The sequence below is a fragment of the Kitasatospora indigofera genome, assembly GCF_014655955.1.
Lineage (GTDB): Bacteria > Actinomycetota > Actinomycetes > Streptomycetales > Streptomycetaceae > Kitasatospora > Kitasatospora indigofera.
This window is the reverse complement of record NZ_BNBO01000021.1, coordinates 1-22,330: the sequence shown is the minus strand read 5'-3', so window position 1 is coordinate 22,330 and position 22,330 is coordinate 1. Positions and strand designations below refer to the sequence as shown.

At 69.5% G+C, this 22,330-nt stretch carries 24 protein-coding genes; 13 read left to right on the top strand and 11 right to left on the bottom strand.

Annotation, left to right across the window (positions count from 1 at the left end; translation table 11 throughout):
* Positions 1-86: 86 nt before the first annotated feature.
* The gene (locus IE329_RS19165) at positions 87-521 is read left to right on the top strand and encodes a VOC family protein (RefSeq protein WP_190212150.1); all 435 of its coding nucleotides are present in this window, start codon (positions 87-89) and stop codon (positions 519-521) included.
* 66 nt (positions 522-587) lie between these two features.
* On the opposite strand, the gene IE329_RS19160 is transcribed toward IE329_RS19165, so the two are convergent.
* Complete coding sequence (locus tag IE329_RS19160) at positions 588-788, bottom strand: hypothetical protein (RefSeq protein ID WP_190212149.1); 201 nt, start codon at positions 786-788, stop codon at positions 588-590.
* Between the two features lie 95 nt (positions 789-883).
* Positions 884-1,837, bottom strand: a complete 954-nt coding sequence (locus IE329_RS19155) for an AraC family transcriptional regulator (protein ID WP_190212148.1) — start codon at positions 1,835-1,837, stop codon at positions 884-886.
* Positions 1,838-1,981: 144 nt separating this feature from the next.
* Between IE329_RS19155 and IE329_RS19150 the strand changes: the two genes are divergently transcribed.
* The gene (locus IE329_RS19150) at positions 1,982-2,698 is read left to right on the top strand and encodes an SDR family oxidoreductase (protein WP_190212147.1); all 717 of its coding nucleotides are present in this window, start codon (positions 1,982-1,984) and stop codon (positions 2,696-2,698) included.
* 122 nt (positions 2,699-2,820) lie between these two features.
* On the opposite strand, the gene IE329_RS19145 is transcribed toward IE329_RS19150, so the two are convergent.
* Positions 2,821-4,110, bottom strand: a complete 1,290-nt coding sequence (locus tag IE329_RS19145; protein WP_190212146.1) for a sensor histidine kinase — start codon at positions 4,108-4,110, stop codon at positions 2,821-2,823.
* Positions 4,111-4,148: 38 nt separating this feature from the next.
* On the bottom strand, positions 4,149-4,805 hold the full coding sequence (locus tag IE329_RS19140) for a response regulator transcription factor (RefSeq protein ID WP_190212145.1): 657 nt from the start codon (positions 4,803-4,805) through the stop codon (positions 4,149-4,151).
* A gap of 317 nt (positions 4,806-5,122) precedes the next feature.
* Between IE329_RS19140 and IE329_RS19135 the strand changes: the two genes are divergently transcribed.
* The 4 genes from IE329_RS19135 to IE329_RS19120 are packed head-to-tail and all read left to right on the top strand — an operon-like array spanning position 5,123 to position 9,268.
* Entirely contained in the window at positions 5,123-5,779 is a 657-nt protein-coding gene (locus IE329_RS19135) for a hypothetical protein (protein ID WP_190212144.1), read from the top strand.
* Complete coding sequence (locus IE329_RS19130) at positions 5,776-7,182, top strand: peptidoglycan-binding protein (RefSeq protein ID WP_190212143.1); 1,407 nt, start codon at positions 5,776-5,778, stop codon at positions 7,180-7,182. The genes IE329_RS19135 and IE329_RS19130 overlap by 4 nt, the downstream gene beginning before the upstream one ends.
* Positions 7,179-7,970, top strand: coding sequence for an ABC transporter ATP-binding protein (locus IE329_RS19125; protein ID WP_190212142.1), 792 nt, complete (start codon positions 7,179-7,181; stop codon positions 7,968-7,970). The genes IE329_RS19130 and IE329_RS19125 overlap by 4 nt, the downstream gene beginning before the upstream one ends.
* On the top strand, positions 7,967-9,268 hold the full coding sequence (locus IE329_RS19120; RefSeq protein WP_190212141.1) for an ABC transporter permease: 1,302 nt from the start codon (positions 7,967-7,969) through the stop codon (positions 9,266-9,268). Before IE329_RS19125 ends, IE329_RS19120 begins: the two co-directional genes overlap by 4 nt.
* Positions 9,269-9,365: 97 nt before the next feature.
* Here the strand turns inward: IE329_RS19120 and IE329_RS19115 are convergent, their stop codons facing one another.
* The 4 genes from IE329_RS19115 to IE329_RS19100 form a co-directional block, all read right to left on the bottom strand.
* Positions 9,366-9,530: a hypothetical protein gene (locus IE329_RS19115; RefSeq protein ID WP_190212140.1), complete on the bottom strand. Its 165-nt coding sequence runs from the start codon at positions 9,528-9,530 to the stop codon at positions 9,366-9,368.
* Positions 9,531-9,622: 92 nt separating this feature from the next.
* The gene (locus IE329_RS19110) at positions 9,623-10,072 is read right to left on the bottom strand and encodes a DUF2871 domain-containing protein (protein WP_190212139.1); all 450 of its coding nucleotides are present in this window, start codon (positions 10,070-10,072) and stop codon (positions 9,623-9,625) included.
* Positions 10,073-10,638: 566 nt separating this feature from the next.
* Positions 10,639-11,439 (bottom strand): SDR family NAD(P)-dependent oxidoreductase, encoded by an 801-nt coding sequence (locus IE329_RS19105; protein WP_190212138.1) that lies wholly within the window; start codon positions 11,437-11,439, stop codon positions 10,639-10,641.
* 221 nt (positions 11,440-11,660) lie between these two features.
* Complete coding sequence (locus IE329_RS19100) at positions 11,661-12,203, bottom strand: RICIN domain-containing protein (protein WP_190212137.1); 543 nt, start codon at positions 12,201-12,203, stop codon at positions 11,661-11,663.
* Between the two features lie 358 nt (positions 12,204-12,561).
* Between IE329_RS19100 and IE329_RS19095 the strand changes: the two genes are divergently transcribed.
* The 4 genes from IE329_RS19095 to IE329_RS19080 all read left to right on the top strand — a co-directional run bounded on the left by IE329_RS19095 (position 12,562) and on the right by IE329_RS19080 (position 18,083).
* Entirely contained in the window at positions 12,562-13,512 is a 951-nt protein-coding gene (locus IE329_RS19095) for a nuclease-related domain-containing protein (protein WP_190212136.1), read from the top strand.
* Between the two features lie 694 nt (positions 13,513-14,206).
* Positions 14,207-14,629, top strand: a complete 423-nt coding sequence (locus IE329_RS19090) for a hypothetical protein (protein ID WP_190212135.1) — start codon at positions 14,207-14,209, stop codon at positions 14,627-14,629.
* A complete protein-coding gene (locus IE329_RS19085; RefSeq protein WP_190212134.1) occupies positions 14,626-17,022 on the top strand; it encodes a tetratricopeptide repeat protein in 2,397 nt (798 codons plus the stop codon). The genes IE329_RS19090 and IE329_RS19085 overlap by 4 nt, the downstream gene beginning before the upstream one ends.
* 236 nt (positions 17,023-17,258) lie before the next feature.
* Positions 17,259-18,083 (top strand): hypothetical protein, encoded by an 825-nt coding sequence (locus IE329_RS19080; protein ID WP_190212133.1) that lies wholly within the window; start codon positions 17,259-17,261, stop codon positions 18,081-18,083.
* A 28-nt stretch (positions 18,084-18,111) separates the two neighbouring features.
* Here IE329_RS19080 and IE329_RS19075 read toward each other — a convergent pair whose 3' ends face one another.
* Complete coding sequence (locus IE329_RS19075) at positions 18,112-18,801, bottom strand: TIGR02391 family protein (RefSeq protein WP_190212132.1); 690 nt, start codon at positions 18,799-18,801, stop codon at positions 18,112-18,114.
* A gap of 490 nt (positions 18,802-19,291) precedes the next feature.
* Here IE329_RS19075 and IE329_RS19070 point away from each other — a divergent pair, with 490 nt between their 5' ends.
* Positions 19,292-19,747, top strand: a complete 456-nt coding sequence (locus IE329_RS19070) for a GntR family transcriptional regulator (RefSeq protein WP_190212131.1) — start codon at positions 19,292-19,294, stop codon at positions 19,745-19,747.
* Positions 19,748-19,749: 2 nt separating this feature from the next.
* Positions 19,750-20,310: an HD domain-containing protein gene (locus tag IE329_RS19065; RefSeq protein ID WP_190212130.1), complete on the top strand. Its 561-nt coding sequence runs from the start codon at positions 19,750-19,752 to the stop codon at positions 20,308-20,310.
* On the opposite strand, the gene IE329_RS19060 is transcribed toward IE329_RS19065, so the two are convergent.
* Together IE329_RS19060 and IE329_RS19055 are read right to left on the bottom strand one after the other, a co-directional pair.
* Positions 20,307-20,780, bottom strand: a complete 474-nt coding sequence (locus IE329_RS19060) for an NUDIX domain-containing protein (protein WP_190212129.1) — start codon at positions 20,778-20,780, stop codon at positions 20,307-20,309. The two genes, IE329_RS19065 and IE329_RS19060, sit on opposite strands and share 4 nt — an antisense overlap.
* The gene (locus IE329_RS19055) at positions 20,777-21,547 is read right to left on the bottom strand and encodes a helix-turn-helix domain-containing protein (RefSeq protein WP_190212128.1); all 771 of its coding nucleotides are present in this window, start codon (positions 21,545-21,547) and stop codon (positions 20,777-20,779) included. The genes IE329_RS19060 and IE329_RS19055 overlap by 4 nt, the downstream gene beginning before the upstream one ends.
* A 563-nt stretch (positions 21,548-22,110) precedes the next feature.
* Between IE329_RS19055 and IE329_RS19050 the strand changes: the two genes are divergently transcribed.
* On the top strand, positions 22,111-22,330 hold a 220-nt coding region (locus tag IE329_RS19050; RefSeq protein WP_190212127.1), incomplete at its 3' end, for a hypothetical protein.

Here is a 22,330-nt window from a genome sequence, read left to right as displayed (position 1 = left end):
CCGGTTCGCATCCGAGCCCGCGTCCGCCCCGGCCGCCGGACCGGGACGGGCTGACAACCCCCGCCCGCTCGCGGCATAGTGACGCCGTGATCGGACGCCTGTTCTCGCTCGTCATCGACTGCCCCGCCCCCGCCGAACTCGCCGGCTTCTACGAGCGGCTGCTGACCCTCGCCCGCGTCGAGGACAGCGGCGACTACGTGGTGCTCGAAAGCCCGGACGGCCGGGAGCGGGTGACCTTCCAGCGGGTCGACGGCTACCGGCCGCCGCGCTGGACCGACCCCGGCCACCCGCCGCAGATGCACGTCGACGTCCTGGTGGCCGACCTGGACGTGGCGCAGGAGGCGGTACTGGCCCTGGGCGCGACCCTGCTGGAGGGCTCCGACAAGCCGATCGGCTACCGGGTGTACGCGGACCCGGCCGGCCACCCGTTCTGCCTGGTCACCCACGAGGGCGTCACGCCGCCCGGGCCGCCGGCCCCCGGCGAGGAGGCCGGACGGCCGGGCCCGGACGACGACCGCTGACCGGACGGCCGGACCGGTCGGGGAGGGGCCAGGCCGGTGAGGCCGCTTCAGACCCGGTCAGGCCGGTCAGGAGTGGAAGACCTCCCACACCGAGGTGATCTTGCCGGCGGGGCCGAGCGCGATCTCGTGGGTGGAGCACCAGAAGCACGGGCGCTGCTCGAAGTCCTCCGTCCTGCTCCGGCACTTGGTGGTGTGCGGGGCCGGCTCCGCGAGGGTGACCGCCTTCTCCGAGCCGGTCAGGCCGACCTCGAAGGCCTTGGCACCCACCGCGAAGCCGTACGCCTTCTCCGGCCCCGCGCCGCCGGCACCGCCACCGGTGCCACCGCCACCTCTCCGGCAAACAGGGGGTCACGGCCGCGGCCTCACCGCCAGTCGTCCCCGCGTGGTTCGTCGCCCGCCGTCCTGACCTGCCTGCGGTAGGCCCCCGGCGGCGCTCCGAAGTGTCGTTTGAAGGCCTTGGCGAAGGCGAACTCCGACGTGTACCCGGTGTGCTGCGCGACCGTGCTCAGCGGGGCCGCCGAGTGGTGCAGCAACCGCGCCGCGGTGGCCATCCGCCAGTTGGTCAGGTAGGTCAACGGCGGCTCGCCGACCACCGAGGCGAAGCGGCGGGCGAACGCCGCACGGGACAGCCCGGCGCGGGTGCCCAGCGACTCCACCGTCCAGGGGTGGCCGGGGTCGTCGTGGATCGCCTTCAGGGCCGGGGCGACCGCCGGGTCGGTCAGCGCGGCCGTCCAGCCCCGGGTCCGCTCCTTCGGCAGTTCGGCGTACCACGACCGGAGGATGTACAGCAGCAGCAGATCGATGAGCGCCGTGACCACCGCGTCCGACCCCGGCTGCGGCGCGTGGAACTCGGCGCACAGCTGATCGACCGCCGAGCGCAGCACCGGGTGGCGGCCGGGGACCGCGGGGAGGTGGACGACCTCCGGCAGATCGCCGAACAGCGGATGCGGGCGGTCGACGTCGATCGCGTACGCGCCGCACACCAGCACCGTGCGCGGCCCCGGTCCGTCCACCGTGACCTGGCCGATCGGCGAGGAGCGGTCCACGCGCTCCGGTACGAAGTCCACCGGGTCGCGGTCCGGCAGGTCGCACAGGACGTGTCCGCTGCCGCGCCGCAGGAACACGATGTCGCCAGGGCCGAGCGCGAGCGGCCGGCCGTGCGGTGGCAGCAGGTGGCAGTGGCCTTCCACGACCACGTGGAATCCGGCTCCTGAGACGGGCTGGAACTTCAGGGCCCACGGGGCGTGCGCCTCGGTGCGGCTCACCATCGGGCGTCCCGTGCGCAGGACTTCGAGGGTGTCGCTCAGGATGTCCATAGCGCCACCCTAATGCCTGTTCGGCGAGACGATATGACAAAGAATCGAGATCTTCAGTCATTCATCGTCTCGGCCTGGAGCCATACGTTCGGGCCATGGAGGTGCCGGGCCCCGGCACCTCGTCGACGAAGGAACGGACACCTCATGTCTCTGGCCGGCAAGAAGATCGTGATCATCGGCGGAACCTCCGGCATCGGCTTCGCGGTGGCCCGGCAGGCCGTGGCGGCCGGCGCGGACGTCGTGGTCGCCTCCAGCAACCAGGGCCGGGTGGACGCCGCGACGAAGCGGCTGGGCGGGGCGGCCGAAGGCCACCGCCTGGACGTCGCCGACGGGGGCGCCATCGCCGCGTTCTTCGAGCAGGTCGGGGAGTTCGACCACCTCGTGTACACCGCGGGCGAGTCCCTGCTGATCAAGCCGCTGGCCGACACGGCACCGCAGGAGGCCCGGGCGCTCTTCGAGCGCCGGTTCTGGGGCGCGTTCCTGTCGGCCAAGTACGCCGCACCGCGACTGCGCGACGGCGGCTCGATCACCTTCAGCTCGGGCGTCCTCGCGATCCGCCCCCTGGCCGGAACCGCGCTCGCGGCGGGCATCACCGGCGGCGTCGAGGCCCTGTCCCGGGCACTCGCCGTCGAACTCGCCCCGCTGCGCGTCAACGTGGTCCAGCCCGGCGTGATCCGCACCGAGCTGTGGGACAGCAGCGTCCCGGACCCGGAGGCCTTCCTCCAGGGCGCCGGGTCCGGGCTGCTCACGGGGCGTGTCGGCACGGCCGAGGAAGCCGCGGCGGCCTATCTGTTCGCCCTGTCCAACGCCTACGTCACCGGCACCACGCTCGCGGTGGACGGCGGCGCGGCACTGGTCTGACACCGGCGCGACGCACCCCGGCCCACGGAGCGACGCCGCGGCCCTCACCGGCCGCGGCCCGCCGCCCCCTCCGGCGCGTGGAGCGCGAAGTCGCACCGGAGTCCCGGCCGGCCGGGAGCAGCTCAGCGGGCCCGGGGCCCCGGCAGGCGCACCGTCACGCACAGGCCGCCGCCCGCCCGGGCCCGCGCACGGACGGTGCCGCCATGGCTCTCGACCACCGCCTGCACGATCGACAGCCCGAGCCCGGAGCCCGGCCGGCCGGTCGCCAGCCGGGCGGCCGCGCCCCGGTGGAACGGCTCGAACAGGTCGTCCACCTCGGCCGGGTCCACCGCGCAACCGGTGTTCTCGACCCGCAGTTCGGCGCCGCCGCCGACCTTCGCGGTACTGACCCGGACCAGCCCCCGGCCGCCCCCGGCCGGACCGTTGTGCCGGACCGCGTTCTGGACGAGGTTCACGGCGACCTGCCCGAGCAGCACCGGATCGCCCGAGGTGGGCGCGCCGGCCAGGTCGCAGCTGAGGTCGATGCCGGCCGCGGCGGCCTGCTCGCGGTGCGCGTCCACCGCGTCGGCGGCCTGCCCGGCGAGGTCGGCGGGCAGGTAACTCCGCGGCCCTTGCTGCCCCTTGGCGAGCAGCAGCAGGCTGTCGACCAGGCGCTCGCTGCGCGCGGTCGCCCGCAGCGCCCGCTCCAGCGAAGGCCGTAGGTCCTCGGGCACCCTGCCCTCCGCGAGCGGGATCTCCAGCGAGGTGCGCTGCAGCGCCAGCGGGGTGCGCAGCTCGTGCGAGGCGTTGGCGGCGAACCGGCGGTTCGCCGCGAAGGAGCGCTCCAGCCGGACGAGCATCGCGTCGAAGGTGTCGCCGAGTTCCTTGATCTCGTCCTCGGGGCCGGTCAGCGCGAACCGGTCGTGCAGGTTCTGCTCGGAGATCCGCCGCGCCGCCGCCGTCACCGTGCGCAGCCGGGCCACCGAGCGCCCCGCCGTCCACCAGCCCAGACCCGCCGAGACCAGCGCCATCACACCGAGGGCGGCCAGCGACTGGCCGACCAACGAGCCCAGCACCACGGTCTTGAAGTCGACGAACCTGGCGCTCGCGAAGGTGGTGGCCTGGGCCGCCTGCGGTGCGGTCAGCCCGGACACCGCGCCCCCGTACGGCTCGGCCGGCCTGGCCAGGAGGGCGCCCGCCAGGAGCGGGTCGTCCGCCTCCGGGAGGGTGGTGGCCGCACTGGCCGCACTGGTCACGGTCGCCGGGACGGTGGTGATCACGGCCTGGTTGTCGCCGATGATCCGGTTGACCGCGAGGTACTGGACGACGAGCAGGACGGCCCCGCAGGCCAGGAACAGCCCGGCGTGCAGCAGCGCCAGCCGGGTGCGGATCCGCAGCCCGCCGCGCCCGCGCACCGGCTCCACCTGCTCCACCTGTACCGTCGGCCCCGTGCCCGCGCCCGCACCCGCGCTCACAGCCGGTATCCGATCCCGGGCACGCTCTCGATCAGCGGCGGTTCGCCCAGTTTGCGGCGCAGCCCGTGGATGGCGACCTTCACCACCGTGCTGCGCGGGTCGACGGCCTCCTCCCACGCCTCGTCCAGCAGGTCCCCATGGGTGACCACACCACCGTCGGCGGCCAGCAGCAGTTCGAGGATGAGCATCTCCTTCGGGCTGAGACGCAGCAGTCGCCCGTCCCGTTCGGCCAGGTGCCGCTGGGTGTCCAGGACGACGCCGTCCCGCGCCAGCACGGTGCTCCGCGCCCCCGCACCGCCGCGCCGGGCCAAGGCGTGGACGCGGGCGACGAGTTCGGTGTACGCGAAGGGCTTGGCGAGGTAGTCGTCGGCGCCCAGGTTCAGCCCGTCGACCCGTTCGGCCAGCGATCCGGAGGCGGTCAGCATCAGGATCCGGGCCCCGTGGCCCGTGGCGACCAGCGTGCGGCACACGGCGTCGCCGTGCAGGACGGGCAGGTCCCGGTCCAGCACGACGACGTCGTACGAGGCGCCGGCCGCCCGGGAGAGCGCCTGCGCGCCGTCGCCGGCGGTGTCGACCGAGAAGCCCTGCCGGCGCAGTCCGTCGGCGAGCAGGTCGGCCAGCTCCGCCTCGTCCTCGACGATGAGCACCTTCATCCGTGTTCGACCCCTCTGGTCATGAGCGTTTTCGGTCTGGTCATGCGTGTCTCCGCCCGGTCCGGGCCCGTCGGCCGTCCACCGGGCCGTCCGGCTTCCGGCTTCCGGCTTCCGGCTTCCGGCTTCCGTGCGGCGTCCGGCGGACGGCCCTGGCGCGCATCCGCACGTCACGGCCCGCCGCTCCCGGCTCCGGACAGCATCCGCCGCAGGGGGTTAGCTCCCGGTTAGCACCGCCCGAACCGGGCCCGAACCGGCCCTTCCGTAGAACTGCCGCATGCCGGGCGGCAACGGGCCGCCCCGGGCGAAGGGACCTCGCGATGCGGAACCCCGGCGAACGCGACCACGACCGTCACGGCAGCTGTCACACCACCTCCGACCACCTCCCGGACGGCGCCGGCCGGTACACCGGCCGGCTCAGGCTCGCGGTGCTTGGTGCCACCGCGCTGGCGCTCGGCACCGTCCTGCTGCTCTCGTCCTGCTCCGCCGGCGACGGCTCGGGCCGCGGCGACAAGGTCGCCTCGCTCGCCGGCAAGGGGGCCTCGTCGGGCGCTCCGGCGCAGGCCGCCGCCGGCGAGAAGGGCGACATGGTGAAGTTCGCCGGCTGCATGCGCGAGCACGGCGTCGACATGCCCGACCCGAACGCCGACGGCAGCATGCCGGCGATGGCCGCCCGGCCGGCGGACGCCGCCGGCAGCGCGGAGGCGGAGAAGATGCAGGCCGCCGACGAAGCCTGCCGCAAGTGGCTCCCGAACGGCGGTGTGCTCTCCGAGAAGGACAAGGCGGAGCAGCGCGAACGGGGGCTGCAACTGGCGCGCTGCATGCGGGACCACGGCGTCGACATGCCCGACCCCAAGCCGGGCGAGGAGGGCGGGCTGACCCTCGGCAGCGACAACGCCGACAAGGACACCATGGAGAAGGCCATGCAGGCCTGCGCGGGCGGCGCCCTCGGCGCGGCAACGGTGGTGGCCCCGTGACCGATCCCGTGACCGATCCCGTGACCGATCCCGTGAGCTACCCCGTGGCCGACCACGTAGCCGGCCCAGGGACCGATCCCGCGGCCGGCACCGGCCGGCGGCCGGCCGGCGGCACCGCCCCGGACGACCTGCCCTCCGCCGCCGCCCCGACCGGGCGCGGCCGCCGGGGCACCCGTACCCGGGCCTTCGTGATCGCCGCCGTCGCCGTGCTCGCCGCCCTCGGGGCCGGCGGGGCCGTGGTGCTCGCTCCCGGCGGCCCCGGGAAGGCCGCCGCCCGGCCCGAGGAGCACGGGACGACCACGCCGATCGTCCGGGGCGACCTGACGGTGACCGCCGACGTGGACGGGACGCTCGGCTACACCGGCACCGGATCGCTGTACGCCCAGGCTCCGGCGCCGGCCCCGGACAAGGGATCGGGTCAGGGCCCGGGCCAGGGCGCCGGCCCCGGCGGCGCTCCCCGGCCGCAGGGCGGCGGCCCGTCCTCGCCGAGCCCGTCGGGCGGCCCGAAGGGCGGCGCCGGACCGGACGCGGACGACCAGGACTCGGGCACCCGCCTGTTCACCGGGCTGCCCAAGGTCGGCGACTCCTTCAAGCGCGGCGACACCGTCTACCACGTCAACGGCCGTCCCGTGCCGCTCTTCCAGGGCGAGGCACCGCTCTGGCGAGCCCTCGCCAAGGGCGTCCCGGACGGCCCGGACGTCCGCCTCCTGGAGCAGAACCTCGCCGCCCTCGGCTTCGGCAAGGACCTCCAGGCGGACGAGAAGTTCACCGACGCGACCACCGCCGCCGTCAAACGCTGGCAGAAGTCCCTCGGGGTGCCGCAGACCGGCCGGGTCGACCCGTCCGCGATCGTGGTCCAGCCGGGCCCGGTCCGGATCACCGCCGTCAAGGTGGTCGTGGGCGCGCCCGCACAGGGCGAGGTCGCCGCCGTCTCCGGCACCGGCCGCCAGATCAGCGTCAACCTGCCGGTCGACAAGCAGACCCTGGCCAAGCAGGGCGACAAGGTGACCGTGCGGCTGCCCGACGGCAGCTCGACCGCGGGCACGATCACCTCGATCGGCACCGTGGCCGCCAAGGAGGAGAACCCCGGTCCGGGCCTGGGCGGCGGCGGCAAGGCCACCGTCCAGGTCCTGGTGGCGCTGGACAAGCCCGAGGACGCGGGCACCCTGGACGGCGCCCCCGTCACGGTCGGCTTCACCAGCCGGAGCCGCAAGGACGTCCTGTCCGTACCGGTCAACGCCCTGGTGGCGCTGGCCGAGGGCGGGTACGCCGTGGAGGTGGTCGAGGCGGCGGGCAGCCGGCGACTGATCGGGGTGAAGCCCGGCCTGTTCGCCAACGGCCGGGTGGAGATCGGCGGCGAGGGCCTGCGCGAGGACCAGAAGGTGCTGGTGCCGAGCCCATGAGCGCTGCGCCCGACCCGCTGCCCGACCGGTCGCCCGACCTCCTGCCCGACCCGCTGCCCGACCCGGCCCCCGGTCTGCTCGACGGGCGGCTCCCCGGCCCGTCCCCCGCGGTGATCGCGCTGCGCGGGGCCTCGAAGACCTACCGCGGCGGCCTGACCGCCCTCGACAGCGCCGACCTCACCATCCGCCAGGGCGAACTCCTGGCCATCGTCGGCCCGTCCGGCTCCGGCAAGTCGACGCTGCTCAACCTGATGGGCACCCTCGACCGGCCCAGCTCGGGCAGCGTCGAGGTGCTCGGGCACGACATCGCCAGGCTCTCCGACCGCCGCCTGTCGGCCGTCCGGGCGCACTGGATCGGCTTCGTGTTCCAGCAGTTCTTCCTCTCCCCGCACCTCAGCGCACTGGACAACGTCGCCACCGGACTGCTCTACCAGGGTGTCCGCCACACCCGGCGCCGCCGGCAGGCCGCCGAGGCGCTGGAGCGGGTCGGCCTCGGGCACCGGCTCGGCCACCGCCCGCACGAGCTGTCCGGCGGCGAACGCCAGCGCACCGCGATCGCCCGCGCCCTGGTCGCCCGGCCGCAGATCGTCCTCGCCGACGAGCCCACCGGCGCTCTGGACTCCGCCTCGGGCGCCTCGGTCGTCCAACTCCTGCGCGAGCTCAACGCCGAGGGAACAACGATCGCGGTCATCACCCACGATCCGCAGCTCGCCGCCGGCCTGCCCCGCCGGGTGCGGATCCTGGACGGCCGGATCCGCGAGGACACCACGACGAAGGCGGTCGCATGAGCACCCCGGCCACCTCTCCCACCACCACCGCCGCCACCGCCACCGCCGCCGCCCCCGCGTCGAGCAGGCCCTCACCGGACGGTCCGGAGCACACCGCCCGGACCGCCCACCCGCTGCCGAGGCCGGCCCGGCTCCGGCCCCGCGACGCCCTGGCCGTCGGCGTCTCCGGCCTGCGCGGCCGCAAACTGCGGGCCGTGCTCTCCGCCCTCGGCATCGCCATCGGTGTCGCGGCGATGGTCGCCGTGATCGGCATCGGCACCTCCAGTCAGGCCCAACTCGCAGCCCAGATAGCCAAGCTGGGCACCAACCTGCTCACCGTCGGCCCGGGCCAGAGCTTCACCGGCAAGGACAGCCCGCTCCCCACCGACGCCGATGCGATGGTGCGACGCATCGGCCCGGTCAGCTCGGCCACCGCGACCGGGAAGACCCGGGCGACCGTACGCCGCAACGACCACGTCGACGCGGGGATCACCGGTGGCATCGCCGTCCTGGCCGCCCGCGAGAACCTGCTCGACACCGTCGGCGGCCACCTGAGCAGCGGCCGGTTCCTGACCGTCGCGAGCAGCAAGTACCCGACCGTCGTACTGGGTTCGAAGGCCGCGGCCCGCCTGGCCGTCGAGCGGCCGGGCGGCCTGGTCCGGCTCGGCGAGCAGTGGTTCACCGTCACCGGCATCCTCGACCCGGTGGCGCTGGCCCCCGAGCTCGACACCGCCGCCCTGGTCGGCTGGCAGGCCGCGGCCGAACACCTCGGCTTCGACGGCCACCCCACCACGGTCTACACCCGCACCGCCGAGTCCGCCGTCGAACAGGTCCGCGACGTACTGGCCCCGACCGTCAACCCCGCAGGACCCAACGAGGTCAAGGTCAGCCGGCCCTCCGACGCGCTGGCCGCCCAGCTCGCCGCCAGGAACACCTTCAACGCCCTGCTGCTGGGCCTGGGCGCGGTCGCCCTGCTGGTCGGCGGCGTCGGCGTGGCCAACACCATGGTCATCGCCGTCCTGGAACGCCGGCAGGAGATCGGCCTGCGACGCTCCCTCGGGGCCAACCGGGCCCAGATCCTCACCCAGTTCCTCACCGAGGCGGTCACCCTGGCCGGGCTCGGCGGCCTGGCCGGCGCGGCCCTCGGCGGCGTCGCCACCTACGGCTACGCTGCCGCCAAGCACTGGCCCTTCGCCATCCCCGGCGGAGCCCTGGCCGCCGCCGTGGCCGCCTCGGCCCTGGTCGGCGCCGTCGCCGGCCTCTACCCGGCCTCCCGGGCGGCCCGGCTCACCCCCACCGAGGCCCTGTCCACGGGGTGAGCCCCGGACGGCGGCCGCCGGGCCCCGGCCGGTGCGAGCGCCCTCCCGGGCAGGCGCGCACCGTCCGGGGCCCGGCGCGTGCACCGGACACCCGCCGCTATTCGGACTCGCGCTTCCCGTTCTCCGCCTCGGCGATGCCCGCCGCCCGGCCGGCCTCGTACACCTCGCGGACGAACTGGACGGCCGCGTTCGGATCGATGCCGTCGGCCAGGTGGATGAGCTGCTCGGAGTACTTCGCCAGCCAGCGTTGAGTAGTAGCCATGCCCCTATCCGATCGCTGGTTCCGCCCTCCCGCACCCGGATGGGTCCGATCAGGCGGTGCGCCCGTCCCCCTTCGCGCTCCCCGCCGCGCCCTCAGGCCGGGGTCTGCGCCGAAGCCGACTCCTTCGCCTCGGCCGCCGCCGGCTCCTTGAGGCGCTTGCCCAGCAGCACGAACAGCAGGATCAACCCGACCGTGAGCAGGATGTGCCCCAGCCCGGCCGTCATCGACACGGCCTCCGGCACGCTGCTGCCCAGCACGGTCTCGGTGCCGTGGACGAACATCATCGAGACGGTGATCCCGATCCCGGCGTTGTAGAACCAGAAGAAGGCGGTGAACAGCCTCGTCCCGGACAGCTGGAACAGCTTGTCCAGGGCCAGCACGATCAGGAACCCCAGCATCCCCAGCGCCAGCAAGTGCGTGTGGATCAGCGCCAGTTGGGTGTCACCCTCGAAGTCGTTGGCCTTGGTGAACTCCCGGTAGTACAGCCCCGAGACCACGCCCAGGATCATGTAGACGTGCGCCGCGTAGTAGGACTTCCGCATCCTCGTACCCACTCCCCCGCAGATCAAGTACCGCTCTTTCGGGGGCCATTGAAGCACTCAGCACGCGTCCGGTCATCGGTTCGGACACAGGGGAAGGACGTCGGACGGCGCCACACCCTCCCCACCGGCACCACCGTTCCGCCCGGACGGGCTCCGCCACGGTTCGACGGGGCCGGACGGCTCGACCCGGCCGGACGGCTCAAGGGAGCCGGACGGGTCACCAGGGCAGGACAGCTCGACGGGCGTCGCGTGTTCGAGTACGTCGTCCAGCCGCCCCCTCGACCGCCCGCCGGTGTCCAACCGCTCGGTCTCGACGTACGTGACCCCGTCCTTCGTGTGCACGGCGGTCACCCGGAAGTCACGGTCGAACCGGGGAAAGCCCGGAACGCGCCGGGCCCAGCACGAGCCGGCCTCGACGGGGTGGTGCGGGTCTGTCGTCACGCTTCCATTCTCCCCGTACGCACGAGCCCCCGGGCGGCAGACAGGCCCGGGCTCCGCCGCAGCGGCGACAGGCGGTGGCATCGGTCGACGACGGCTCGGTCGAGCACGACTCAGTCGATCAAGGCTCAGTCGATCACGGAGCCGCAGCTGAGGTTGACCACCGTCCCCGTGACAGCGCCGGCCCGGTCGGACGCCATGAAGGCGGCCGTGTCGGCGACTTCGGCCAGCCTCGGCAGCCGTCGCAGCGCTGTGCCACGCTCCATGTAGGCCTTGACCGTCGAACTGCCCTCCGGATCGGGCGCCGCATCCTCGATCATGCCCCAGGTCACCCAGGCATCCGGAATCCCGTCCGGCCGGAGACAGACCACGCGCACCCCCAACGGCCCCACCTCGCCCGCCAGATGCCGCGACAGCAGCTCCACCGCGCCACAGGCGACACCGAAGCCCCCGGTCGCGTGAAAACCCTGGTCACGCCCGGAGAGCCGGGACGCGGCGGTCGAAAAGGTCAGGATCACACCCGATCCCTGCTCGGCCATCCGCCGGGCGGCGGTCGTCGCGGTGAGGAAATTCGCCGTCGCGGCGGTGTTCACCGGCGCGAGGAAGTCCTCCAAGGACAGCCCCACGAGCGGCGTGCCCTGCAAGTCCCCACGGATGCTGACCGCATTGACGGAGATGTCGATCCCACCGGCCGCCTCGACCACCTCCGCGGCATGCCGCTCAACCTCGTCCCGGTCGAGCGCATCGACCCGGGCGACCTCCGCCCGGCCACCGGCGGCCCTGATCTCAGCCGCCAACTCCTCAAGTCCTGCCAGCCTGCGACCGGTGAGAAAGACCCACGCCCCCTCCCGGGCAAAGGCCCGGGACACCGCCCGGCCGACGGCACCACCCGCGCCGTAGACGACGGCGGTCTTGTTCTCCAACAACACGTCCGGCCTCCAGCATCAAGGTCACCCGACCCCGCTCGTGAGCGCACCCTACGGTCGGCAACTGACATGCAAGCTCTCGGAGCCGGCGGCCACCCACTCGGGCGTGGGACCCGGCCACCCGCCCGGACCCACCTGGGGAACGGAAGACACACGGCTCCGCAGGCGGGACGTCAATTCCCTGATTGAGTGGGGCATCGGGCAAACCCGCCCTCCCCTAGTCGCTACCAGGCGCAGCTGATCCACGGGTAGCAGTAGTCCCACTCCATGTTCGCCTGCCGCCCCTCCGAGTTCCATTGCCTGGCAGGGGCACCGTTGTCGGTACGCCAGTCCGCGATCTCCAGAAGTCTGAAGCTGTGCAGATTCAGCAGATACTCCGCGACGCTGCCGTCAGGTGGTATCCCAGGCCCCACTTCGCGGTAACTCCAGGCCTGGTTCGTCCCGCCGGTGCAGTCCCACTGCCTGGCGGGGGCACCGTTGTCGGTACGCCAGTCGGCGATCTCCAGGCACTTCCCGCTGTACTGGTTGATGAAGAAGGTCCCGGTGCTGCTCTCACTGGTGAGCCACTGCTGGTTCGCCCCACCTGTGCAGTCCCATTGCCTGGCGGGGGCACCGTTGTCGGTACGCCAGTCCGCGATCTCCAGGCACTTCCCGCTGTTGTGGTTCCGCAGGGGATGGGGCGTCGCCGCACTCGCCGGCGTCGTTCCCGCCCCCACCAGCAGCCCGGCCGCAGTCGCCGCCGCCCCCAGAACCCTGAAGATCCTCATCCGTCCGTGCATCGTCCCCTCCTGATGTCTTCCGGACGGCGCTCCCCCGACCGTCTGTCGGGATCATAGAGGTCGCCGCAGACAGCGCAACGAGTCACGTGTCCAGGGGACTCGGAACACCAAGGGCGCGGTAGGGGGCCCGGTCCGGGCAGGTCGGGTACCGCCGTGGACCCGCCCGCCCCAGCCACATCGGGGCTTGCCGCCCAGCTACGTTCTTCGGCCCGGCGCGCGGCCCATCTACGCCTGCCCACCCCTCCGGTCCCGCGTCCGGCGCCGAGCCTGGCTGATCGCGTTCTTGTCATCACCACCTCGGGCGTGCTGATCTCGCGTCAGGGGTCGCGCATCTGGAGGGGGCAGCATGGAGGAACTGACGGTCGGGCCGTGGCGTAGGCCGGGCAAGGATCGCTTGTACGTCAACCGTCCGGGGGCGAAGGGCGAGTCGGTTGCGTGGCTGGACTGCCGAACAGGCGTGGTGACGATCACCAATCGGGAGTATGAAGCCGCAGCTCTCGCCAAGATCGAGGAGTGGTGCAGGACCTGCGGTCGGACCATTCCACCTCGAACCGTGAAGCCGAACGCCGGCCCGACGCGGCAGCCGGTCCGCCCGCCACAACCGCCGTCGCCACCGCACACACCGAGCCTGCCCGTCCTGCCTCCGCTGACCTCTGCGGACGACCTCGCCCGGAACCGCCCCGGTGCCGGCTTGCAGTCGATGATCAGAGCTGACGAGCAGCGTCACAAGTGGCTGGTGCGGGTCGCCGCCAAGCTCGTCGGTGACTCGCTGGGGGGCGAGCAGCGTCTCAAGGGGCTTGCGGGAGAAGAGATCGTCGGTGGTCTCCTGGAGAGCCTCAAGCCCGCCGGCTGGAAGGTGCTGCACGGTATCCCGCTGCCCACCGGGGCGGACATCGATCACGTGGTGATCGGGCCGCCGGGCGTCTTCACCGTCAACGCGAAGCACCATCCCGACGCTTCGGTGTTTGTCGGCGACGGTGCGGTGAAGATCAACCGCAGCAGCCACCCCTACTTGCAGAACTCCGAGTTCGAAGCCGATCGCACGGCCAGGCTGCTCTCACGGTGGTGCGGGTTCGACGTCCCCGTCCACCCGGTGATCGCGGTGGTGGGGGCTCGGAAGATCAGCCATGGCGCGGACGCCCAGCGGGTGGAGGTTCTCGATGCCGCGCTGATCGGTTCGGCCCTTTCCGCTCGGCCGGCCCTCCTGTCTCCCGCCCGGCAGGAGCAGATCTACCGGATCGCCCGGCACCGATACGTCTGGAGCCAGCTGGGGAAGCGGAACAGCCGGAGCCGGTGACTCGGCTCGACGCCGTCGATGACCAACTCATCCGGCGCAACTCCTGCCGACTCGCACCGACGTCATCGCCGTCATTTGGGGGGATTTCAGGGGGCGGGACCGGCCGGCCGGACACTGGCACCCTCGGAGCAACTACGGCTTCATGCCGCACACGACTGCGGCCCAGGCCGGACAAGTGTCCCGGCCTGGGCCGCAGCCTCAGTTCTGTCCGTTCAAGGAGTGGGCGCGGACGGTTTCGAACCGCCGACATCTGCTTTTGTAAGCTCGTTCATGAGTTCAAAGGTGCCGTACAAGGCCTTGCGCGCCGCTCCAGGGATCGGTCTCTGGTGGCCTCGTTCGTCATCTTGTGTCTGTCAGGGTTGCCGTCAGTTCTTGCCGTCAGCAACGGCAGACGCGATCACGGACTTGCCAGTCGGAATTGCCGAGCTGCACTCACCTGTTCCTGCGCGCAGTCCCAGGCCTGTCCCACCCCAAACCGGCAGGTCAGCAGCCATGCTGGGACAGCGGGACAGCTGGGACACAAGAACCTCTGTCCCCTGTTCCACCCTCAAGGGCAGAGGCGCTTCAGCGTCCCTCTCCGGGCTAGCTTCAACCCCCGACCAACCTTCACGAACACCTCACTCAGGCACGACGATTGCCTCTACGCTCCGTCATAGATACGGCAAGGTAGTCGCATAGGCCCAGGGAGACGCCGATGAGCACGGAGATCGTGGAGCTGGTGGGGCAGGCCACCCCCTACCTAACCGCAGCGGTGAGCGCCTATGGGGGCGCAGTTCTGGCCCGGACCGAGGACGCTGCTGTGGAGGCCACCGCGAACCTCGGCCGCCGCATCCTGCACGCCGTGTTCCGCCGAGGCTCCCAGGCCGAGCAAGCTGCTCTGGAAGCCGCGGTCCAGGACGCTGCCCAGGACCCTGAGAATACGGACGCTGTGGCCGCACTGCGGCAACAAATCAAGCGGGCACTTCGCGAAGATGCCGACCTGCGCAAGGAACTCGCCCATCTCCTCCCCGCACCGGCCGCCGGGCCAGTGACCATCACCGCCTCCGGGGAACGGTCCATCGCCGCCCACACCATCACCACCGCCATCACCGGCGACGGCCACCGGATCGGGCAGTGACCGGCCCCCACTACGACGCTACCGGTGCTAGAGCCGTTGCTGCCCAGACCATCGGAACCGCGATCACAGGTTCGGTGACCGCGCTTCCCGCTGAGACTCTCCACGCCGCTCGCGACATTCAAGCACCGGCCAGCCTTACCAACTTGCCGCCCTTCCCCCTGTGCCTCGGGCGCGAGGACGCCCTCACTTGCCTCCGCGACACATTCGCTGAGGCCAACGGGACCGCGATCACCCAGACCTCGGCTGTCCACGGTCTCGGCGGTATCGGGAAGAGCACTCTCGCTCTTTCGTACGCCCACCGGTTCCGTCAGGACTACGCCCTCATTTGGTGGATCAACGCCGAATCCTCCGCGCACATCGAGCAGTCCGTCGGCGACCTCGCCTTGCGGCTCGTGCCAGCATGGGCTGGAGGGGCATCGCACGACGAACGCGCCGCCTGGGCCCTGACCTGGCTGCAATGGCATCCAGGGTGGCTGCTGATCTTTGACAACGTCGAGGACCCCAGCGACCTGGCCCCCTACCTCGGCGCCCTCAATGGCGGGCACCACTTGATCACCAGCCGCCGCGCCACCGGATGGCCCCGCACTATCCGGACTCACCCCCTGGGAGCCCTGGATGCCGACAAATCCGCTGACCTGATCTGCACCTATGCGTTTGCCGGCAGCGTCATAACGCCCCGGGAACATCAGGACGCCCGCGCCTTGGCGGCCGAACTCGGCTACCTGCCCCTCGCTCTGGAACAGGCCGGTGCCTACCTCCGGCAGAACCCCAACATCACAATCAACGCCTACCGTCAACGACTGTCAGCCAAGCTGGATAAGGCCGCCGTCGGCATCGACGCTGAACGCACCATCGCCCGTATCTGGACCCAGACAATCAAAGCCCTCACCGCACGGAACCCCCAATCCGTCCACGTCCTGCATACTCTCGCTTGGCTCGCCCCTGACAAAGTCTCCGTCAGCCTTCTAGAGACGCCCGACGCCGACAATGACGACCTCCACGAAGCCCTCGGCCTCCTGAACGCCTACAGCATGGCCACCGTCGACAGGCACACCGTCAGCGTCCACCGCCTTCTCCAAGCGGTTCTGCGCGCCACTGCACCGGCCGAACCTGACGGATCACCGGCCGGGCGCCATGCAGCCGAGGAAGTCATCGTAAGGGTCCTCGATGCCCCGACCCCGGGCGCAGACATGGCCTGGGATACAGTAATGCCCCACTTGATCGCACTCGCAACCACCCGACCAGCGGGGCACAGTGGCGACCGCGCGGCCGACCGCTACAACGTCGCCGCCCAGCACCTGCATATACAGGGCCGCTACGTCCGCGCCACGCCTCTGCTCGCGGCCGTCGTCGCCCAGTGCGAGCAAGTTCTCGGTGACATCCACCCCAACACCCTGACCAGCCGCAATAACCTCGCTCTGGCCTACCGGCAGGCCGGAGACCTGGCCCGCGCCGTCCCATTGCACGAGTCAGTCCTCGCCGACCGTGAGAGGCTCCTCGGCGACATCCACCCGGACACCCTTAGCAGTCGCAACAACCTTGCCAACGCCTATAGGGCGGCTGGGGATACGGATCGCTCCATGGCCCTGTACGAGGCCGTCCTTCCCCAGTGTGTGCAGGTTCTGGGCGATACCCACCCCCATACCCTCGTCACTCGAAATAACCTCGCCAACACATACGCATCCGCCGGCAACCTTGACCTCGCCATCCCGCTCTACGAGACCGTCCTCGCGCAGTGCGAGCAGGCTCTCGGCGACACCCACCCCACCACCCTGATCAGTCGCACAAGCCTCGCTGGCGTCTATGCTGCGGCCGGAGACCTCGACCTCGCCATCCCGCTACACAAGACCGTCCTCGCCCAGTTCGAGCAGGTTCTCGGCGACACCCACCCCAACACCATCACCAGCCGCGATAGCCTCGCTGACGCATACGCATTGGCAGGAGATTCCAACCTCTCGATCCCGCTCTTCGAGAGCGTCCTCGCTCAACGTGAAAACGTCCTCGGTGACATCCATCCAGACACCCTCAGCAGCCGCGATAGCCTCGCCGCCGCCTACGCCTCGATGGGCGATCTGGAGCGCTCCCTCCCTCTACTGAGGACCGTACTCACTCAGCGTGAGGATCTCCTCGGTGACACCCACCCAGACACCCTCAGCAGCCGCAACTACCTAGCCATTGCCTACGCCTCGATGGGCGATCTGGACCGCTCCCTCCCTCTACTGAGGACCGTACTCACTCAATATGAGAGCCTCCTCGGTGGCACCCACCCAGACACCCTTAGCATCCGCAACTACCTTGATGCGCTTATCTCTACTGGCAGGTCACCAGGGGTTCTATCCAGCCCCGATACGCAGCTCAGCGATCGTCATCGGATAGCCCGACAGCCCGATTAGCGGTCTTGAGGGCGGCGGCGACCAACAGAACCACCGGATTCGATGCCGGTAGGTTGGGGTCGCTGCAGTAGTGGGTCCGATACATGGACAAACTACGCCGACTGGCTGCGGCCCTCGGAAGCAGTACCGAGACATCGAGCCCGTCAGAATCTGAGTCTTGAAGAAGTCGCTGCGGTCATCACAATTCGCACTATGCTGGCGAAAGGCCGTGAGGCGTCCTAGGGAAGGGTAAAGCTGTGGACTTTACGGATCAGTTTGCCCGGATCGACCGTGCCGAGTACTTGGGCAGGCAACTGAGCGAGGACATTCAAGCTTGGGTTGCGGCTGGCCATGTGGGTGCAGAAGCAAGCATCGCCTCGGATCGCATGAGTTGGGAACTTCGACTCAAGGTCCGCGAGCAGATGCCGATGGGACTGTGGGGCCTTCAGTTTAGCGAGGCAATTCACCACCTGAGGGCAACGCTGGACAATTTTGCCACCTCGATAGCTATTCAGTCGGGCATTTCGCGACCCAGGACCCTAAGGGAAATTTATTTCCCAATCTGTCAAAATGAGGCCGATTGGCACTCCCCTGCAACTCAAGGCAAAATTTCCGCCTTGCCGCAAAGCTATCGCGATGCCATCGAATCCATCCAGCCATTCCATCGACTAAAGGAGGACGCCGGCTCCGTCTCGCAAGACCTGCTGGTAATTCTAAGCTTGCTTGACAATAAAGATAAGCATCATCTGCAAGTGAAGCCGCTCATGCAATGGGGATCCTTGGGTCACGAAATGACCGTGGAATTTCAGACGGAGGCTGGCGCAGCCGCCAGCGTGCCGCCCGACAACGAAGTATTCGCACCATTGCTTCAAGACGGCGAACTCCTCTTGCGAGGCAATACCAAAGGAGCTATTGCGCAAATCAAGGGTGCCCTACAGCTCCAAGCCCAAGTTCAGGTGGCACTTTCAGACGGACGCGACTTTGGGCTCTTGGACCTACTGACCGCACAGTGTGGTTATATACGCACCGTCGTATCGCACATTGCAAGCATGGGCGGGCAGCCTGTTGGCCTCACCGAATAGCTCGCTACACCTGATATCACACGGCAACTCAGGCAAGCCGCTCGGAAATCTTATCAAGCATGCGCATCAGCAAACTGGCCGTCATCACGGCCTCGGATGCTTCAGTTACATCTTCGAACGACACCTCACGATGGCCCGACGGGTTGCGAAGCACGGCATAAGCACCACGGAATAGGGCCATAGTGCCCTCAACTTCGCCGCCCGGCGCTGCCGAATCAGCCAAGGGGCCGCCCGGCTTAAAGGCACGGGTCATCAGGTCCACCCCGACAACGTCGTGGCCGTATCCACCCAATTCTCGGACTCGGACTTCAATGGCCTTCATGGACACGAAGATGGCATTCTCGTACTCACCAAGCAGAAACTGACGGCGCGCCTTTCGCTCGATGAGTGGGTGCAGGTTGCCTTGCAGCCGGCTAATGCTGCGGGCGGCGCGCACGTCCTGCTTCGATGCCTCGATGCCACGACGTGTAATGAAGATCGCCTGACTGGCGCCATCACCTGGCTTGGCTGCGATCATGCCGTTAGCCCGCAGCCATTCAACGGCCTCAGCAATAGCCTCTGGCGCTCCGGGACAAATGCGATAGGTCGCATCAGACGTGTAGCTCAGGGTGTAGTTGTAGGCACTCCATGTCTTGGCTCTGATCATGTCAGCCAGAACCAGAAGGGCAAGCTCGTCTACCGGCAGTTCTAGAGCCTCAAGTGGATCAATGGCGATCATGCATCAGCTATACCGCGAGACCTCCGAACCGTCAAAGCTTTTGCAAGATCAATATCTAGTGATCCCTAAGGGCGACGAGCCAACCCTCGCCCATCGATGGTGAACCCGACCGCGCGGGCTGGACGAGGCCCAGGAGATAGAACCCGTGCGGGTTTCGATAACCCTCCGGAGGGATAACCGGACACAAGCTGCGGCCCGTCCGGGCGATACATGCACCTCTTTGCTGCTCACGGGGCAGACCAGGAAATCAGGACACCCGTACACAAGGTGATCAACATCTCCAGTCCGGGGAGCCCGCAGTGGAAGGGTGACTCAGAATCCTGTGTGGGTTGGGGCTCCCGGTAGCACAGCGAAGACTGGCCATGGCTGTTAGATGATCGCGAGGTCCCTGCACAACCTCAGCCATAATGGCCAGGCCGACAATGATGGCCCTCGCGCCACGACATCCGTCATCGCGGCCGGAGACCACAGGACGAGGAAGGGGTGGCCAGTGAGCGACCGGAGTCCGCGCGGCACGTACCTACAGATCGCCGAGGCGTTGCGTGTCGAGATCGGCGACGGTTCCGGGCTGTCAGCCCTGCCGTCCGAGGCCGAGCTCATGGCGCGGTTCGGCGTGGCTCGGAGCACGGTCGGACGCGCGCTCAAGATTCTGACAGACGAAGGCCTGATCCGCTCCCGTCAGGGCACCCGCAGAACGGTAGCGGCAGCGCCGGCCGGACCCACGGTCTACGACCGGATCGCCGCTGTGATCGTCGAAGAAGGGCTGACACCAGGCGACGAGTTTCCCTCGGAGAGCGACCTCTGCAAGCTGACCGACGCGTCCCGGGGCACCGTACGCCGCGCACTGGCACAGCTCGAAGGCGCTGGCGTACTGGAAGTCCGGCAGGGTAAAGGTCGCTTTGTCCGCACGTTGCCCGGCCCGAACGTCGCACCACCCATCTCCTAGGAATGGACGCCATCGTGTGGGCCTACGACCTTACTGAAGCACTTCTCGCCGACGACCTTCCCCGCCGCTGGGCCCACTCTCAGGGAGTGGCCGGCCGGGCTCGCGCGCTGGCGCCGATCCTCGGGCCGGATGCCGAACTGCTTGAAGCCGCCGCCGTGCTGCACGACATCGGGTACTCACCCCGCATCACCGACACTGGCTTTCACCCACTCGACGGCGCGCGGTTTCTCCGCAACGTGGAGCGGGTGGACGAGCGGATCGTACGGCTCGTCGCCCACCACTCCTGTGCGTTGCTGGAGGCGGAGGAGCGAGGGCTGCGCGATGAACTTGAAGCCGAGTTCCCGCTTGAGGAGCCCGGGTTGGTCGATGCGTTGATCTATTGCGACATGACCACCACGCCGGACGGCACACCGACGACGACGCCGGCGAGGGTCGCCGAGATCGTCGGCCGGTACGGGCCGGACAGCATCGTCGGGCGGTTCATTCGCCGGGCGGAGCCGGAGATCCACGCGGCAGCCCGGCGCATTGCGGACAGGGTGACGATGGTCGGCCCTGCGGCCTAGCCGATGTACGGCTGAACGCGGTCCGGGTCGAGCGCATGCTGGATCCGGAGCCGCATGGACGGATGAATGGCGAGGCGACCGAGGTCCGCCGGGTTCACCCAGCGGACCTCTTTCGATTCCTCGCTCGTCCGAAGGTCTCCGCCGATGGGCCTTGCCCGGAAGCAGATCGAGAACTGCTGCCGGACCTCACCGTCGTCGTAAGCCATGAGATGACCCGGGTCGGTGTACAGACCCGTGACCGTCACGACCTCAACGTCGATACCGGTCTCCTCGTGCACCTCGCGTACGACCGTGTCGGCGACGAACTCACCGATGTCGTGACCACCGCCGGGAAGGGCCCACAGCCCGTTATCCGTCTTGTGGATCAGGAGCACCCGGCCGGCGTCGTCCTGAACGACTGCGACGACCGACGGCACCACAGAGTTCGCCGCCGGTGCGTTCGGGTCGTTGATGTAGTCGATCCGGCTCATGCCGCCTCGTCTTCAAGCCTCGGAGAAGTGATCCTTCGGGAACTCTCCCAGATTCGCTCGATGCTCGCCGCGTACGTACTGAAAAGCTCCCCGCCGGGGACCTGCGAGAGGTGCAGTACGGGCGCCAGGTAGGCGCCGACGCCGTAGACGTGGCCGTTGACCAGCATCTCGTCATCGGCTCGGTAGATCGAGTTGTAGAGCGTGGTCGAGTGCAGGCGGAACTCAACTCCTGGCACCTTGAAGAGCGGTGCGTAGTTGGCCAGCGCGTTGCGGACCTTCCCGGCCATCGCGGGGCCGATCGCTTCGTCCTCGCCGCGCTGCGCGACCTGGGGTGAGTCCGGGTCGCCGAGCATCATCCGAACAGGCACGCCTGCGTTCGCCTTCTCCCTGATCAGTCGGAAGAAGAGCGGATCTTCGGAGAGCCAGAAGCCGGCGTAGACGACCAGGTCGAACTGCCGGGTGGCGCCCGAGTAGATCGTGGTCCACAACTCCTTTGGCACCACCGCACGGTGTGGGTAGAGCCTGACCAGCTCGGCACGGCCGGCCTCAGCTGTCTGGCTGGTGCTCTGCTCGTCCGACCAGAGGTCCGACAGGTCGCGCTGCAGGAGATTCGCGAGGGCGTACTGGAAACGCCGGTACGGTCGGCGCTGATCCTTGGCCTCGACCCATCGCTCTACTGTGCGCTCGCTGACACCGAGCCGCTCTGCGATCTGCTCAACCGTCAAGCTGCTTGCCAGGATCGCTCCTCGAAGCCGCTCATTGGCCATGTCGTCCTCCCCTGGACGATGCGGTGGCTCTTGGACGATGCCGGACGACTTGACCGTAGCGAAGTCGGTTCGCGGCCGTCCACTGACGCCGTATCTCGACATGCCCCAAGACGCGAATCTAGTGATGCGCAGTCGGGGAGACCTCGACGCAATCAACGAAGGACTTGACGGGGAGTCGGTTCAGCGTCATCGTAAGAGACATGTTCAACATGTCTCGCATGGCGAGGCTGGCGAACTGACAGCCCTTCGTCGGGCTGCCCTCAGCTGCGCAAATGCGTCCGGAAGTCAGCCTCTTCGGGGGCCGGCCAGGGAAGCGCTCGTCCTTGACAACGCTGCCGTCCTACGGCCCTCGAAAGGGGCCGCGCGGTGGTGGGCTGACCTTCGGGCCACGCCCCACAAAGATTCTTGGATCTTCCCCGCAGCGGCCCCGTCGGGTTTCGGCTGCGGGTCTCGACCGTGGCCGATCCGGCTGCGGTCCCTTCAGCCCGAGGGTGGGGCGGCTTCCTGACCTTGGCCGGGAGAGAAGCCGCCCCACTGGGCCCTCACCAACTGGAGAAGGACCCGTGAAACTGATTGTTGCAGGACAGGAGGCCGCCACGGCCTCCGAATTCGCCGAGCTGGCGCTCGGCATCGACGTGGAACTGTTCGCCGGGACCTTCGGCGAGTCCGCGATCTCGCGGCGGGCCCGGCTGGCGGTCGCGAACGAGGTGTTGCGGGACCTGGCCCCCGAGGAGGCCAGGTACGCGAAGGCCCTGATGCGCACGGCGGCCCGCCGCCGGCTGC

Excerpts from the sequence above, each read along its gene's own strand:
- IE329_RS19155 (WP_190212148.1), bottom strand. The coding sequence starts at position 1,837 with ATGGACATCCTGAGCGACACCCTCGAAGTCCTGCGCACGGGACGCCCG.
- IE329_RS19150 (WP_190212147.1), top strand. The coding sequence starts at position 1,982 with ATGTCTCTGGCCGGCAAGAAGATCGTGATCATCGGCGGAACCTCCGGC.
- IE329_RS19140 (WP_190212145.1), bottom strand. The coding sequence starts at position 4,805 with ATGAAGGTGCTCATCGTCGAGGACGAGGCGGAGCTGGCCGACCTGCTC.
- IE329_RS19135 (WP_190212144.1), top strand. The coding sequence starts at position 5,123 with ATGCGGAACCCCGGCGAACGCGACCACGACCGTCACGGCAGCTGTCAC.
- IE329_RS19125 (WP_190212142.1), top strand. The coding sequence starts at position 7,179 with ATGAGCGCTGCGCCCGACCCGCTGCCCGACCGGTCGCCCGACCTCCTG.
- IE329_RS19120 (WP_190212141.1), top strand. The coding sequence starts at position 7,967 with ATGAGCACCCCGGCCACCTCTCCCACCACCACCGCCGCCACCGCCACC.
- IE329_RS19115 (WP_190212140.1), bottom strand. The coding sequence starts at position 9,530 with ATGGCTACTACTCAACGCTGGCTGGCGAAGTACTCCGAGCAGCTCATC.
- IE329_RS19110 (WP_190212139.1), bottom strand. The coding sequence starts at position 10,072 with ATGCGGAAGTCCTACTACGCGGCGCACGTCTACATGATCCTGGGCGTG.
- IE329_RS19100 (WP_190212137.1), bottom strand. The coding sequence starts at position 12,203 with ATGAGGATCTTCAGGGTTCTGGGGGCGGCGGCGACTGCGGCCGGGCTG.
- IE329_RS19095 (WP_190212136.1), top strand. The coding sequence starts at position 12,562 with ATGGAGGAACTGACGGTCGGGCCGTGGCGTAGGCCGGGCAAGGATCGC.
- IE329_RS19090 (WP_190212135.1), top strand. The coding sequence starts at position 14,207 with ATGAGCACGGAGATCGTGGAGCTGGTGGGGCAGGCCACCCCCTACCTA.
- IE329_RS19075 (WP_190212132.1), bottom strand. The coding sequence starts at position 18,801 with ATGATCGCCATTGATCCACTTGAGGCTCTAGAACTGCCGGTAGACGAG.
- IE329_RS19065 (WP_190212130.1), top strand. The coding sequence starts at position 19,750 with ATGGACGCCATCGTGTGGGCCTACGACCTTACTGAAGCACTTCTCGCC.
- IE329_RS19060 (WP_190212129.1), bottom strand. The coding sequence starts at position 20,780 with ATGAGCCGGATCGACTACATCAACGACCCGAACGCACCGGCGGCGAAC.
- IE329_RS19055 (WP_190212128.1), bottom strand. The coding sequence starts at position 21,547 with ATGGCCAATGAGCGGCTTCGAGGAGCGATCCTGGCAAGCAGCTTGACG.